4 protein-coding genes are annotated in these 15,503 nt (G+C 74.3%); all 4 read right to left on the reverse strand.

Annotation, left to right across the window (positions count from 1 at the left end):
• Nucleotide 1 precedes the first annotated feature (1 nt).
• The 4 genes from WMF36_RS43060 to WMF36_RS43075 all read right to left on the reverse strand — a co-directional run bounded on the left by WMF36_RS43060 (nucleotide 2) and on the right by WMF36_RS43075 (nucleotide 15,486).
• A complete protein-coding gene (locus tag WMF36_RS43060; RefSeq protein WP_437576666.1) occupies nucleotides 2-6,376 on the reverse strand; it encodes an amino acid adenylation domain-containing protein in 6,375 nt (2,124 codons plus the stop codon).
• Between the two features lie 3 nt (nucleotides 6,377-6,379).
• Entirely contained in the window at nucleotides 6,380-14,200 is a 7,821-nt protein-coding gene (locus WMF36_RS43065) for an amino acid adenylation domain-containing protein (RefSeq protein WP_437576667.1), read from the reverse strand.
• 9 nt (nucleotides 14,201-14,209) lie between these two features.
• A complete protein-coding gene (locus WMF36_RS43070) occupies nucleotides 14,210-15,145 on the reverse strand; it encodes a TauD/TfdA family dioxygenase (RefSeq protein WP_437582032.1) in 936 nt (311 codons plus the stop codon).
• Between the two features lie 119 nt (nucleotides 15,146-15,264).
• Entirely contained in the window at nucleotides 15,265-15,486 is a 222-nt protein-coding gene (locus tag WMF36_RS43075) for an MbtH family protein (RefSeq protein ID WP_437482982.1), read from the reverse strand.
• Between the last annotated feature and the right edge of the window lie 17 nt (nucleotides 15,487-15,503).

Here is a 15,503-nt window from a genome sequence, read left to right on the forward strand (position 1 = left end):
GTCAGTCCAGGGCTTGCAGGATGGAGTCCAGCTCGTCCGACGCGAGCGCGACGTCGGTGAAGTCCGATGGCGTGTAGCCGCCGGCGTCAGGAGACAGGCAGTGCGCGATCAGCTCTCTCAGCGCGTCGCGCCACAGCGCGCTGACCGCCGCGACCGTCTCCTGCCGGTACCGCGCGGCGCTGTAGCGGAAGGTCGCCTCGAGGCGGCCGTCGTACACCGCCGCGTCGATCTCGATCTCGTACGCGAGCGGGCTGCCCGGGTCGTGCTCGGCGCCGGGCGACTCCGCGGCCAGGGAGAACCGCGCGCCGGCGCCCACCACCTGGTCCCACTGCCCCAGGTAGTTGAACCCGATGCCGGGCGTCGGCAGGCGGCGCAGCCGGTCGGCGATCGCCCCCGTCCCGAGCTCCCGCACCGCGCCGTAGGGGAGGCCGCGCCGCGGGATGCGGCGGAGCTGCTCCTTCACCGTCTTGAGCACGGCGCCCGGCGCCGCGTCCGGCGCGACCTCGAGCAGCACCGGGTAGGCGCTCGTGAACCAGCCGACCGTGCGCGACAGGTCCAGGTCTTCGCCGTCGAGCGCCTCGCGCCCGTGGCCCTCGACCTCGATCGCCGCCACGCGCTGCCCGGTCCACCGCCCGAGCGCCAGGGCCAGCCCGGCCAGCAAGACCTCGTCGACGCGCGTCCGGTACGCCTCCGACACCGCCTCCAGCAGCGATCGCGTCTCGGCCCCGCTCAGCCCCGCCTTGACCGTGGCCATGGCCGTCTCCGCGCGATCCCCGGCCGGCGTGTCGACCGGCAGCGGCGCCGCCCGGTCCCAGGGCAGCCCGAGCCAGAAGGCCGCTTCTTCCTGGAGGGCGGCGTCCTGCGCCGCGGCCTCGAGGCGCTCCGCCCACCGCTTGAACGAGGTGGTCCTGCCGGGCAGCTGCGCCGGCGCCCCGCGGCGGGCCTGGTCGTAGGCGGTCTGGAGATCGTCGAGGAGGATCCGCCACGACACGCCGTCGACGACAAGGTGGTGCGCGGCCAGCAAGAGCCGTCCCGGCCGGCCGGCGCCGAGGTCGAAGGCGACCACGCGGAGCACCGGCCCCGCCGTCAGGTCCAGGCTCGCCTGCCAGCGGGACGCGTGCGCCTCGATCGCCCGCGGCAGGTCGGCCTCGGGCACCCTGGAGAGGTCCGCCCGATGCGCGACGGCCTCGGGCTCGCCGGGCGCGTGCGTCTGGCGCCACGCGTCTCCCTCCGGCACGTAGCGCAGCCGCAGGGCGTCGTGGTGGCGCAGGAGCGCCTGCACCGCCGCCTCCAGGGCCGGCCCGTCGAGGGGCTCGTCGACCGTGAGCAGGAGCGCCTGGTTCCAGTGATGGGGGTTCGGCAGATCGCGCGCGAAGAACCGCCGCTGGATCGGGGTCAGGGGAACGTCGCCCGTCGCCGGCTCCTCCCCGGCCGCCGCCGCGGCCGAGGCGACGCCCGCGGCGGCCGAGAGCTCCGCGAGGGTCTGGTGCTGGAACATCTGCCGCGCCGTCAGGCGGAGGCCCGCCTGCTTCGCGCGCGACACGACCTGCAGGCTCAGGATCGAGTCGCCGCCCAGCTCGAAGAAGTTGTCGTCGCGGCCGACGCGCTCGCGGCCCAGCACCGCGGCCCAGATCTGCGCGAGCTGCGCCTCGACGTCCGTGGCGGGAGCGGCGTCCGGGGGCGCTCCTCCCGCGCCCGCAGGCGGCGCCGCCTCGCGGACCGCGTCCGCCGGCGGCGCCGCCTCGGGCGGCTCGGGCTGCGCCGGGGCCGGCGCCTCCGGCAGCGGCAGCTCGCCGAGCCGCGCGGTCGGCCGCGCCGCGATCGCCTCCAGCACGGCGCGGAGGTCGTCCGCCATGCGGCGGATCGTGCCCTCCTCGAAGAGCTCCGTGCTGTACTCGAACGTGCCGCTCAGCCCCTCCGGCGCGGTCGCCATGTGGAGCGAGAGGTCGAACTGCGCGCTGCCCGGATCCACCTCGACGGGCCGGAGCTCGAGGTCGGCGAGCGGGAGCGCGCGCCGCGAGGCCTCCTGGAGCGAGAACATCACCTGGAACAGCGGCGTGCTGCCGAGATCCCGCGCCGGCCGGAGCGCCTTCACGAGCTGCTCGAACGGCAGGTCCTGGTGCGCCTGTGCGGCCAGCACCTCCTCCCGCGTCCGCGAGAGGAGATCGGCGAAGCGCGGGTTCCCCCCGAGGTCCGCCCGCAGCACGAGCGTGTTGACGAAGAGCCCGATGAGCCCCTCGACCTCGACGCGCGTGCGGCCCGCGATCGGCGTCCCGATGCAGAGGTCCGTCTGGCCGCTCCTCTGCGCCATGAGCGCCTGGAACGCGGCGAGGAGCAGCATGAACGTCGTGACGCCCTGGCCGCGCGCGAGCGCGCCGAGCTCGGCGGAGAGCTCGCGCGGGAGCGCGAAGTCGAGGCGGGCGCCCCGGTAGGACCGCGCGGCGGGGCGCGGCTTGTCGGTGGGCAGCCGCAGCACCGGCGGCTCCGCGCCGAGCCGCTGGCGGAAGTACGCGAGCTCTCGGTCGAGCGCCGTCTCCGTGAGCCACCCGCGCTGCCACCGGGCGTAGTCGGCGTACTGGATCGGGAGCGCCGGGAGCGCCGCGGCGCGCCCCTCCGCGTCGGCGGCGTAGAGCTCCGCCACCTCGCGGACGAGGACGTTCATCGACCATCCGTCCGACACGATGTGGTGGAGGACGACGAGCAGGAGGTGCTCGCGCTCGCCGAGGCGCACGAGCGCGATCCGGAGCAGCGGCCCGCCGCGGAGGTCGAAGGGCTGGCGGGCTTGCTCCTCGAGCCGCCGCAGCGCCTCGGCCTCGCGCGCCTCCTCGGGCACGGCGCCGAGGTCCCCGAGGGCGATCGTCACCGGCTGCTCGGCGTGGATGACCGCCACCGCCCGGCCGTCGCGCTCCTCGAACGTGGCGCGCAGGGACTCGTGGCGGCGGACCACCGCGGCGAAGCTGCGCTCGAGGCGGGCCACGTCGAGCGGCCCGAGCAGGCGCACCGCCGCGGGGACGTTGTACGACGCGGCGCTCTCCTCGAGCTCGGAGAGGAACCACAGGCGCTCCTGCGCGAAGGAGAGCGGCGGCGGGCCGCTCCGCGGCGCGGCGAGGAGCGGCGGCGCCGGCGGGGCCAGCGGGCCGCGCCGCGCCGCCTCGACGGCGCGCGCCTGGGCGGCCACCGTCGGCGTCTCGAAGAGCGCGCGGAGCGGGAGCTCGACGTCGAGCACGCGGCGCACGCGCGAGAGGACCTGCGTCAAGAGCAGCGAGTGGCCGCCGAGGTCGAAGAACGAGTCCTCCGCGGAGACCCGCTCGACGCCCAGCACCTCGGCCCAGATCCCGGCGAGCAGCTCCTCGGTCGCCGTGCGCGGCGAGACGTGGCTCCGCGCGTCGCCGGACTCGGGGGCGGGCAGCGCGCGCCGGTCGACCTTGCCGTTCGGCGTGCGGGGGAGCGCCGGCAGGAACACGAAGGCCGCCGGCACCATGTACTCGGGCAGGCGCTCCGCGAGCCACGCGCGCAGCGCCTCCGCGGCCGGCGCCGGAGCGCCCGCGGCCACGTCAGCGCCTGCGGCCAGGTCAGCGCCTGCGGCCGCGTAGGCGACGAGCCGCCGCACTCCCGGCCGGTCCTCGCGGACGAGCACCGCGGCCTCCTGCACGGCGGGGTGCTCGGCGAGCCGCGCCTCGATCTCGCCGAGCTCGATGCGGTAGCCCCGCAGCTTGACCTGGTGGTCCCGCCGGCCGGCGAACTCGATCGTGCCGTCTTCTCGGTAGCGGCCGAGATCCCCGGTCCGGTAGAGCCGGCGCCCCGGCGCCTGGCTGAAGGGGTCGGGGAGGAACACGGCGGCGGTCCGGCCCGGCTCGCCGAGGTAGCCGCGTCCGACGCCGATGCCGCCCACGTAGAGCTCGCCGCTCACGCCGACCGGCGACGGGGCGAGCAGGTGGTCCAGGACGTAGAGCCGGAGGCCGTCCACCGGCCGTCCGATCGGGACCTCGGTCTCGTGCGCCGCGGGCGGCGCGATGATGGGGTGCAGCGCCACGTCGTCCGAGCACTCCGCGGGCCCGTACGCGTTCATGAGGGGCACCGCGGGGTAGCGGTCGAGCCACGCCCGGGCGAGCGCGGCGGGGAGCGCCTCGCCGGTCGGCAGGATCCAGCGCAGCCGCGCGAGGGCCGGCGGCGCGGGGCGCTCGAGGGCCGCGTCCAGCATGCCCTGGAGCACGGCGGGGACGACCTCGGCGACGGCGATCCCCCGGCGCTCGACGTGCTCGAGCAGGCGCGCCGGATCGCGCGTGATCTCGTCGGGCACGATGTCGACCGTGCCGCCGAAGAGCAGGGCGGTGAGGAACTGCCAGACCGAGATGTCGAAGCACGGCGACGCCGTCTGCGCGATGACGTCGCCCGCCGCGAGGCCGAGCCGCGGGATCTTGCTCAGCATGTTGTTGAGCATCCCGCGCCGCTCGACCATCGCGCCCTTGGGCACCCCGGTGGAGCCGCTCGTGTAGATGACGTAGGCGAGGTGCCCCGGTCCGCCGCGCTCCTCCGGGTCCTCGTCGGACGAGGCCTCGTCGAGGGCGCCCTCGAGGGTCGCGATCGCCGGCCGGCGCGCCTCGGGCAGCAAAGCAATGGCTCTTTCCAAAGCGCCGCGGTGCCGATCGCGCGTCAGCACCACGCGGGGCTCACTCGACGCGAGGATCTGCGCCATGCGCTCGGCCGGGTAGGCGGGATCGATCGGCACGTACGCCCCGCCGGCCTTGAACACGGCGAGGATCATGGTGAGCAGCGGGATGCCCCGCTCGTCGAGCAGCGCCACCCGCTGCTCGGGGTGGACGCCACGCGCGCGCAGCGCGTGCGCCGCGCGGTTGGCGTCGCGGTTCAGCGCGGCGTAGGTCAGCCGCCGATCCGCGCAGGACACGGCGACGGCGTCGGGGGTCCGCGCGACCTGGGCGCGGAAGCGCGCGGCGTAGGAGGAGAGGTCCTCCGGGGCCGCGGGCGCCGTGTTCCACGCGACGAGCGCCTGCTGCCGCTCGGCCGGCGTGAGGTGCGGCAGATCGCCGAGGCGCGCGTCGGGCCGCGCGGCCATGCCCTCGAGGAGCGCGCCGAGGTGCCCGAGCAGCCGCGCGGCGAGCTCGGGCCGGACGCGCGACCGATCGTAGGAGAGCTTGAGGGGCAGCTCGGCGTCGGGCCACGACATGATCGTGAGCGGGTAGTTCGTGTGGACGCGGTCGCGGACGTCTCCGACCCGGAAGACGATCCGCCCCTCGCGGAGCGCGGGGTCGACCGGCGCGTTCTCGAACACGAAGAGGCTCTGGAACAGCGGCTGTCCGCGCTCGATCTCGCTCCAGCGCTGGATGTCCACGAGCGGCGTGTGCTCGTGCTGCCGCAGCGCCAGGTTCCGATCGAGGATCGAGGCGAGCCACGGCAGGAGCGGCTTGTCCGCGGGGACCGGGACGCGCAGCGGCAGCGTGTTGATGAAGAGGCCCAGGATGGACTCGACCCCAGGCAGCTCCGGGGGACGCCCGGCGACGGTGACGCCGAAGAGCACCTCGGGCTCGCCGCTGTAATGGCTGAGGAGCAGGGCCCAGGCGCCTTGCACCACCGTGTTGAGCGTGAGGCGATGGCGCTGGGCGAGCGCGCGCAGCGCGGCCGTGGGCGCCGCGCCGAGCCGGATCACGATGTCGTCGATCTGGCCGTGATCCGCGGCCGCCGCGTCGGCGGAGCGCTCCTCGAACCCGAGCGGCGTCGGGGCCCCGAAGCCCTTGAGGGCGCCCCGCCAGAACGCCTCTGCGGCCTGGACGTCTCGCCGCCCGAGCCAGTCGATGTAATCGCGGTAGGGGCGCGCGGGCGCTGGGCGCGACGCGTCGCCCCGGACCAGCGCCTCGTAGTGCGCGAGGAAGTCCATCATCAGGAGCGACGTGCACCACTCGTCGAAGAGGATGTGGTGGAAGCTGTGGACGAGCTCGTGAGTCCGGTCGCCCAGCCGGACGAGGCGGAGGCGCATCACCGGCGCCTTGCCGAAGTCCAGTCCTCGGTCGAGCTCGTCGCGGAGCTCCATGGAGATGCGCGCCTCCTGGGCCTCCGCGGTGAGGCCCCGGTAGTCGAGCACCTCGAACGGCAGCTCCACCGCCTTGTGGACGACCTGGAGCGGGCGCTTCTGGCTCCGCCAGACGAAGGAGGTGCGCAGGATCGCGTGCCGCGCCACCACCTCTCGCCAGCCGCGCTCGAACGCGTCGATCTGCAGATCTCCCTCGATGCGATAGCGATTCTGCATGAGGTAGACGCCCGAGGACGGGCGGAGGAGCGTGTGGAACAGCATCCCCTCCTGCATGGGGGAGAGGGGATAGACGCTTTCGATGTTGGCAGACGGATCAGGCTTGCTAGACATGGTTCACCTCTGGAGCTCGTCCAGGAGATCGCTCCACTCTTCCGCGGAGAGGCCGGCATCAGGGGACTCGGGGGCGGGCGGCGGCGCGGGCGGCGCCTCCTCCGGCGCGGCTGTCACGGTCAGCTGCGCCGCGGCCTCGGCCACGGTCGGGTGCTCGAAGAGCAGCTTGGGCGAGAGGCGCAGCCCCCGCTGGGCGGCGCGCGCGATGACCTGCAAGGTGACGATCGAGTCGCCGCCCAGCTCGAAGAAGTTGTCCTCGACGCCGACCTGCGCGCGGTGCAGCACCTCCGCCCAGACCTCCGCGAGGATCCGCTCCGCCTCGGTCCGGGGCGCGACGTAGGGGCGATGGCCGAGCGCCGCCGCCTCGGGCGCGGGCAGGGCGCGGCGGTCGACCTTGCCGTTCGGGGAGAGCGGCAGTCGCTCGAGCACGACGATCGGCGCCGGCACCATGTACGCCGGGAGCGCCTCGCCGACCCACCCGCGCAGCGCCTCCGGCTCGAGGGCCAACCCGTCGCGGCCGGCCACATAGGCGACGAGGCGCTTGCCGCCGTGGGCCTCGTCGCGCGCGACAACGACGGCCTCCTGGACCTCCGGGTGCTGGAGCAAGCGCGCCTCGATCTCGCCGAGCTCGACGCGCAGGCCGCGGATCTTGACCTGGTGGTCGAGGCGGCCGAGGAACTCGATGGCTCCGTCGGGCCTGTGGCGGGCCAGGTCCCCTGTCCGGTACAGCCGTCCGCCGGGCGTGGACCCGAACGGATCGGGCACGAAGCGCTCCGCGGTCAGGGCGGGCCGCTCGTGATAGCCGCGGGCGAGGCCGACGCCGCCGATGTGGAGCTCCCCGGCGACGCCCACCGGCGCCGGGTGGCCGTGGCGATCGAGCAGGTAGATCTGCGTGTTGGCGATCGGGTGTCCGATGGGCACCGAGGCCGAGGCGTCGTCTCGCCGGCAGGCCCAGGAGGTCACATCGATGGATGCCTCGGTCGGCCCATAGAGGTTGTGGAGCTCGGCGCCGAGCCGCTCGAAGAACCGCCGCGCGAGCTCCGAAGGCAGCGCCTCGCCGCTGCAGATGACCCGCCGCAGCGACAGGCACGACGCCGCCCCGGGCGCCTCGAGGAACGCCTGGAGCATGGGGGGGACGAAGTGCAGCGTGGTCACGCCGTGGCGCGTGATCAGCTCCACGAGCCGCTCGCCGTCGCGGTGGTCGCCGGGCCTCGCGACGACGAGGCCGGCGCCCGTCATCAAGGGCCAGAAGAACTCCCAGACCGAGACGTCGAAGCTGAAGGGCGTCTTCTGCAATACCCGGTCTTCCGCGGTCAGCCCGTACCGCTCCTGCATCCACTGCAGGCGGTTGAGCAGGCCACGGTGGCTGTTGCCGGCGCCCTTGGGCCGCCCGGTCGAGCCCGAGGTGTAGATGGTGTAAGCGAGGTTGTCCGGCGACACCGGCGCCGCGAGATTGCCTGTCGGCTCCCTGTCGATCTCGGCGCGGCCTTCGTCCAGGCAGAGCACCTCGGCGCGGTGCGCGGGCAGGCGCGAGGCCACGGGCCGCTGGCTCAGGAGCACCGGCGCCCCCGCGTCCTCGAGCATGAAGGCGATCCGATCGGCGGGATACTCCGGGTCGATCGGCACGTAGGCGCCGCCCGCCTTCAGGATGCCGAGCAGCCCCACGACCATCTCGATCGAGCGCTCGGCCGCGATGGCCACGAGCCCGTCCGGCCCGACTCCGCGCCGCCTGAGGGCGTGCGCCACCTGATTGGCGCGCTCGTTCAGCTCTCGATAGCTCAGCCGCTGCTCCTCGAAGATCACGGCCACGGCGTCCGGCGCTCGCTCGGCCTGCGCCTCGAAGAGCTCGTGGACGCGCCGCCCGTCCGGATACGCGCGCTCGGTCGCGTTCCACTCCGTCACGACGCGCCGGGACTCCAGCTCGCCGGGGAGCGAGAGCTCGCCGACGGGCGCCTCGGGGCGGCGGGTGAGCTGCCGGAGCGCCCCTTCCACGAGGCCGAGCAGGCGGGAAGCGGTCTCCTCGTCGAATCGCCGCCGGTCATAGGACAGGCGGAGCTGGAGCTGACCTCCCGGCAGGACGGCCAGGGTGAGCGGGTAGTTGGTCTGGTCCGCGAACGAGACGTCGCGGACGCCGAGGCCGGGCAATCCCTCGTGGGTCCGAGGATCGGTGGGATAGTTCTCGAAGACGAGCAAGCTCTCGAACAGCGGCTGTCCCGCCGGGATCGCGCTGTACGTCCGCGTCTGCGCGAGCGGCGTGTGCTCGTGGGCGCCGAGCTCGGTGATCGTCTTCTGGAGATCGCGCAGCCAGCTCGCGACGGAGGCGGCCTGCGGCACGGCCACGCGCAGGGGCAGCGTGTTGATGAAGAGCCCCACCATGGCCTCGATCCCGGCCAGCGGAGCCGACCGCCCGGCGACCGTGATCCCGAAGAGCACGTCGTCGTTGCGGGCGGCCCGGCTGAGCAGGAGCGCCCAGGCGGCCTGGACGAGCGTGCTCGTCGTCACGCGGTGCTGCTGCGCGAAGCGCACGAGCCGCGCCGTGGCCGACTCGGACAGCGCGACGATCTTCGCCCCGTACCCGTGCGCCTCGTCGGTCGACGCCTCGCGCGTCACGCGGTCGAGGGGCAGCGGCGTCGCCGCGCTGAAGCCCGAGAGCACGCCTCGCCAGAACGGCTCCTCGGCGCTGGCGTCCCGCTCGCGCAGCCACGCGATGTGCTCGCGATAGCGCCGGCGAGCCGACAGCGCGACCGCGCGGCCGCTGCGCAGGGCGTCGTAGGCGACGAAGGCGTCCTGCAGCACGAGGGACGCCGCCCACCCGTCGAGGAGGAGGTGATGGTGGCTCCAGAGCACGTGGTACGCCTCGTCCCCGAGGCGCAGGAGCGAGACGCGCATCAGCGGACCCCGCGCCAGATCGAAGCCCCTCGCGCGATCCGCGTCGACGCGGGCGGCCACCCGCGCCAGGTGCTCCTCGTCCCCGGCGCCGCGGAGGTCCTCGATCTCGATCTCCACCGCCTCCACCGCGCCCCCGCGCCGCACGACCTGGAGCGGCTCGTCGGCCCCTTCCCACGCGAAGGTCGTGCGCAGGACGCCGTGGTGGTGGACCACGGCCTCCCAGGCCCTGCGGAACGCGTCCACGTCGAGCGCGCCCTCCAGCCGGCACGTCACCTGCTCGACGTAGACGCCGGAGCCGGGCTCCCACAGGCTGTGGAAGAGCAGCCCTTGCTGGAGCGGGCTCAAGGGATAGACGTCCTCGACGTCGCGGCCGGCCCCCAGCAGGCGGTCCAGCCTGGCCTGGTCGAGCCGCGCGAGGGGGAAGTCCGAGGGCGTGTACCCTCCGCTGTCCGGCGAAAGGCAGTGCGCGACGAGGGCGCGCAGCCGCGCCGCGAAGTCCTCGCTGAGCCGCGCCATCGTCTCGGGCCGGTAGCGGGCGCCGCTGTAATTCCACATCACGCGGAGGCGCCCGCCGACGATGGCCGCGTCGACCTCCAGCTCGTAGCCCCGCGGCGTGCGCGGATCCTGGGTGCGCCCGACGTCGCCCTCGGCGTGCGCGAACAGCGGGCTCGACGCGAAGAGGTCGTCCCACTGCCCGAGGTAGTTGAAGCTCACCTGCGGCGCCGCGTGCTCGCGGAGCCGCGCGGCGCGCTCGTCCTCGCTCAGGTACCGGAGCACCCCGTACGAGGCGCCGCCCCGGGGGACGGCGCGGAGCTGCTCCTTCGTCGCCTTGAGCACGACGTCGGGCGCCGCGCCGGCCGGGACCTCCAGCCGGACGGGGTAGATGCTCGTGAACCACCCGACCGTCCGGGAGAGGTCCACGTCGTCGAGCGCGTCGCGCCCGTGCCCCTCCAGGTCGATGCGCACGGCCGGATCGCCCGTCCACCGCGAGAGCGCCCCGGCGAAGGCCGCGAGCAGGAGCTCGTCCACGCGCATCCGGTACGCGGGCGTCGCCTGCAGCAGCGCGCGCGTGTCCTCGGCGGCGAGGAACTGGGTCAGATAGACGGTCTCCGCCTCGAGCGACCCGCCGGCCGGATCGTCCGCGGGCAGCGCCGCCGTGGGGCGGCTCGCGGCGAGCCACGCCTCGGCCGGCCGCGCCGCCGCCTCGGATCGGGCGTGCGCGCCCAGGCGCCGGGCGAACTCGCCGAAGGAGAGGGTCTCTTCCGGCAGCCGGATCGCCTCGCCGCTGCCGAGCTGCCGGTAGGCGGTCTGGAGATCCTCGAGCAGGATCCGCCACGAGACCGCGTCGACCACGAGGTGGTGCGCGACCAGGAGGAGGCGGCCCGGGCGCTCCGGGCCCAGCTCGAACAGCACCGCGCGGAGGAGCGGCCCCTCGCTGAGGTGGAGCTGCGCCTGGTGCTCCCCGGCCGCCCTGGCCAGCGCCGCGGCCTGCGCCTCGGCGGGGAGGTCCGACAGGTCGACCCGCGCGACCGCCGCGCCAGCCGAGCCCGCGGTGCGCTGGCGAAAGCCGCCCGCCTCGCGCGTGAACCGCAGCCGCAGCGCGCCGTGGTGGTCGGCCGTGGCCTGGACCGCGGCCGTGAGCGCCTCGACGGAGATCCGCTGCCGCAGCTCGAGCAGCACGGTCTGGTTCCAGTGGTGCGGGTTCGGCCCGCCCAGCTCGAAGAACCAGCGCTGGATCGGCGTGAGCGGCGCGTCGCCGGCGAGCTCCGCCTCCGCGACCGGCGCCGAGGCCGGCGCCGCCACCGCGGCCAGATCGACGATCGTCTGGTGCTGGAAGATCTGCCGCGGCGTGAGCGAGAGGCCCGCGGCCCGCGCGCGGGAGACGACCTGGAGCGCCAGGATCGAGTCGCCGCCCAGCTCGAAGAAGTTCTCCTGGACCCCGACCGCCGGCCGTCCCAGCAGCTCCGCCCAGATCCCCGCGAGCGTCGCCTCGGCCTCGGTGCGCGGCGTCGCCGCCTCGCCGCTCGGCGCGGCCGGCGCCGGCAGCGCGCGCCGGTCGATCTTCCCGTAGGGCGTGTGCGGCAGCTCCTCGAGCACCACGAACGCCGACGGCACCATGTAGTCCGGCACCTGCTCCTTGAGCGCGCGTCGCAGCTCCTCCGGCGCCACGTCCGCGCTGGCCGCGACGTACGCCACGAGCCGCCGCTCCTCCGGCCGATCCTGCCGCACGATCACGACCGCCTCGCGCACCCCGGGCTGCTCGCCGAGCCGCGCCTCGATCTCCCCGGGCTCGATCCGGAAGCCGCGCAGCTTCACCTGGTGATCCACGCGGCCGGCGAACTCGAGCTGCCCGTCCGCGCGCCACCGCGCCCGGTCCCCCGTCCGGTAGAGCCGCTCTCCTGGCCGGTCCGCGAAGGGATCCGGGACGAAGCGCTCCGCGGTCAGCTCCGGGCGCGCCCAGTACCCGCGCGCGAGCCCCTGGCCTCCGAGGTACAGCTCTCCGACGACGCCGGCCGGCACCGGTTTCCCGGCGGGATCGAGCACGTACGCGCGCGTGTTGGCGAGCGGCCGGCCGATGGGGACCGCCCACGCCTCGCGCGGGTCCACGGCGGCCGACAGGTTGCTGACCGTCGCGGTCACGGTGGTCTCGGTCGGGCCGTAGGCGTTCAGCAGGCGGACGCGCGCGGCGTCGGGCGACGCCCGCCAGGCGCTCACCCGCTCGGGCAAGGCCGCCTCGCCGGTGATGACGATCTGCCGGAGGCACGGCGGCAGGGCCGCGCCCTCGCCGAGCTCCGCGACGATGCGGTGCCAGTACATGGTCGGCAGCACCGCCGCGGTCACGCCCCACGCGCCGCACGCCGCGAGGAACCCGGCGACGGACTCGAGCATCGCCTCGGTGCGCAGCACCAGCGTCGCGCCTCGCGCGAGGCACGGGAAGATCTCCTCCGCGCTCGCGTCGAAGCTCAGCGACGCGAACTGCAGCACCCGGTCGCGCGACGAGATCTCGTAGACCCCCGCCGCGACGTCGACGAAGCTCGCGATCGCCCGGTGCGGGACCACGACGCCCTTGGGCGTCCCCGTCGAGCCGGAGGTGTAGAGGGTGTAGGCCGCCTGCTCGGGCGCCGGCTCGCCGGCCGGCGGCGCGGAAGGCTCGCGGCGCACGCACGTGAAGGAGGCGTCGAGCTGGATCACCGCCACGCCGGGCGGCTGCTCGCCCGCCGCGCCCTCCTCGGCGATCACCACGCGGATCCCGGCGCCGTCGATCATCGCGGCGACGCGCTCCCGCGGGAGGTTGGGATCGAGCGGGACGTAGGCGCCGCCCGCCTTCAGCACGCCCAGCACCGCGGCGATCATCTCGATCGAGCGCGGCAGGCAGAGGCCCACGCGGACCTCCGGCCCCACCCCTCGCCGCCGGAGCAGCTGCGCCAGCTGGTTGGCCCGCCGATCGAGCTCGCCGTACGTGATCTGCCGCTCCTCGTGGACGACGGCCGTCGCCCCGGGCGCGCGCGCGGCCTGCTCCTCGAACATCCGGTGGACGGCGCGCGGGGTCGCGCGGAGCGCCCCTGTCGTCCTCCACCCGAACACCTGCCGCTGCTCCTCGGCCGCGAGCATCGGCAGCTCCGACAGGCGCGCCCCGGGGCTCGCCGCCGCGCCCGCGAGCAGGCGCAGGAGGTGGTCGGCCATCCGCGCGATCGTCGCCTCGTCGAACAGGTCGGTGTCGTATTCGAGGGCGGCCGCCAGCCCGTCCTCGTCGGGCGCGACGTCGAGCGACAGATCGAACTGGGCGCCGCCCACGTCCAGATCGAGGAGGCGCACGCCGAGGCCCGGGATCTCCATCGGCTGCCGGAGCACCGGCTGGAGCGCGAACATCACCTGGCAGAGCGGCGCGTGGCTCAGGTCGCGGACCGGGCTCACGGCCTCCACCACCTGGTCGAACGGCACCTCCTGGTGCGTCTGCGCCGCGCGCACGGTCTGCGTGACCCGGCCGAGCAGCTGCGCGAACGACGGATCCCCGGAGAGATCGGCGCGGAGCACGACGGTGTTGGCGAAGCAGCCGACGAGCCCTTCCAGCTCGGCCCGGCTCCGGTTCGTCACCGGCGTGCCCACGCTGATGTCGAACGTCCCCGCGTGGCGGGCGAGCAGGGCCTGGAACGCCGCCGTCAGCACCGCGAACAGCGTCGTCTCCTCGCGCCGCGCCAGCGCGCCGAGCTCCGCGGCGAGCGCGCCGGGCACGCGGAAGAAGCGCCGCGCTCCCTGGTAGCGCTGGGTCGCCGGCCGGGGGCGATCCGTGGGCAGCTCCAGCACCCCCGGCTGTCCCGAGAGCTGCTTCGTCCAGTAGGCGAGCTGGGTCTCGAGCAATCCGCCCTCGACGCGCTGGCGCTGCCAGTGCGCGAAGTCCGCGTACTGGAGCGCCGGATCGGCGAGCGGGGCGGGCCGGCCCGCCACGAACGCCGTGTAGAGCGCGGCGAACTCGCCGAGGACCAGGCTCGTGGACCACCCGTCGAAGACGATGTGGTGGACCCCCCAGAGGAGGATGTGTTCTTCCGATCCGAGCCGCAGGAGCGTGAGCCGGAGGAGCGGGCCGCTCGTGAGGTCGAACGGCCGCCGCGCCTCGCGCTCGATCAGGCGCCGGAGCTCCGCGTCTCGCTGCGCCGGCGGCAGGACGCCGAGGTCGAGCCGCTCGAGCCGCGCCGCCCCGTCGGGCTGGACGACCTGGGAGGGCTGCCCGTCGACGACGGCGAACGTCGTGCGCAGGATCTCGTGCCGGCGCACGATCTCCGCCAGGCACCGCTCCACCACGGAGACATCGAGCGATCCGGTGAGCCGCACGGCCGTGGCCATGTTGTAAGAAGCGCTCTCCGGCTCGAGCTGGGCCAGGAACCACAGCCGCTCCTGGGCGAAGCTCATCGGAAAAACGAAGACATCCTCAAGCATGGAAACTCCTCAGGAGGCCTTGGCCCGGTGCGGCTCGGCCATGGCGACAAGGACCTTGCGCGGGCCGCGGAAGGGCGCGCGCCCGTGGGCGACAAGCATGTTGTCTGCGAGGAGCACGTCCCCCGCTTGCCAGGCGAACTCCACGGCGAGCTGCCTGTACACCTCGCGGATCTCATCGAGCACGGCGCCCTCGATGGGCGATCCGTCGCCGTAGAGGGCGTTTCGGGGCAGGTCTTCCTCGGCGAAGATCGCGAGGAGCGCCTCCCGCGCGGCCGGGTCCAGGTTGGAGACGTGGAACAGGTGGGCCTGGTTGAACCACACCTGCTCGCCGGTGCGCGGGTGGGTGGCCACGGCCTGGCACACCTGGCGTGTGCGCAGCTCGCCGTCGGCCTTCCACACGCACTCGATGCCTGCCGCGCGGCAGAAGCGCTCGACCTCGGCCCGGTCGCTCGTGCCGAAGACCTTCTGCCACGGCAGGTCCAGGCCGTTTCCGTAGTTGCGCACGTACATCACCTTCTTCGCCGCAAGGCGCTCCCGGATCCGGACAGGGATGCGCCGGAAGACCTCGCGGCTGTCGGCGAGCGGGGTGCTGCCCCCCTCGGGCGCGGCCTCTGCGCAGTGAAACCAGATCTTGAGCGGCCAATCGAGCGTGTACGACTGCTCGTTGTGAAGAGGGATGTGCTGGTGAGCGGGGTACTCCGTCGACGTGTAGATGCGGTCCTGCACGTGGGAGCGCGGCGTCGACCCGAACGTGTAGTCCAGGAGATCCGGCGTCACGATCCGGACGAAGGCGTGGAAGTCGGCGAGCGATCGGACCGGGAAGCCGCGGAACAGCACCGCTCCGTGCCGGGTCAGCTCCTCTTCCGCGCACGCCCGGATGGCCGCGGCGAGCGCGGGGACGCCGGCGACGTCCCCGCGGCCGAGCGGGCTCGCGAGGAGCGGCAGCGCGCCGCCGGGGAAGCAGGACCGCGAGAGTCCCGCCGCCTCGCCCCGCGCGGCGCCCTCGCGCGACTCCCGCGTTGCCTCTGGCGTCGCCTCTGACGTGGCCAGCGCGCTCGAGTCGTTCACGACCCCTGTCCCTCTTCCATCCGCTTGCGCAGGCTGAGCGGCCGCATGTCGGTCCAGACCTCCTTGATGTGATCGAGGCACTCCGCCTTGCTGCCGGCCTTGCCCGCGTCGCGCCAGCCGACCGGGTTTTCCCGGTACTCGGGCCAGATCGAGTACTGCTCCTCGTGGTTCACGACGACTTTGTAAATGGTGCTGTCTTCATGCTCTTCGCTGGCCATGGACTCCTCCGTTCGAG

The sequence above is a fragment of the Sorangium sp. So ce887 genome (assembly GCF_051521455.1).
GTDB lineage: Bacteria > Myxococcota_A > Polyangia > Polyangiales > Polyangiaceae > Sorangium.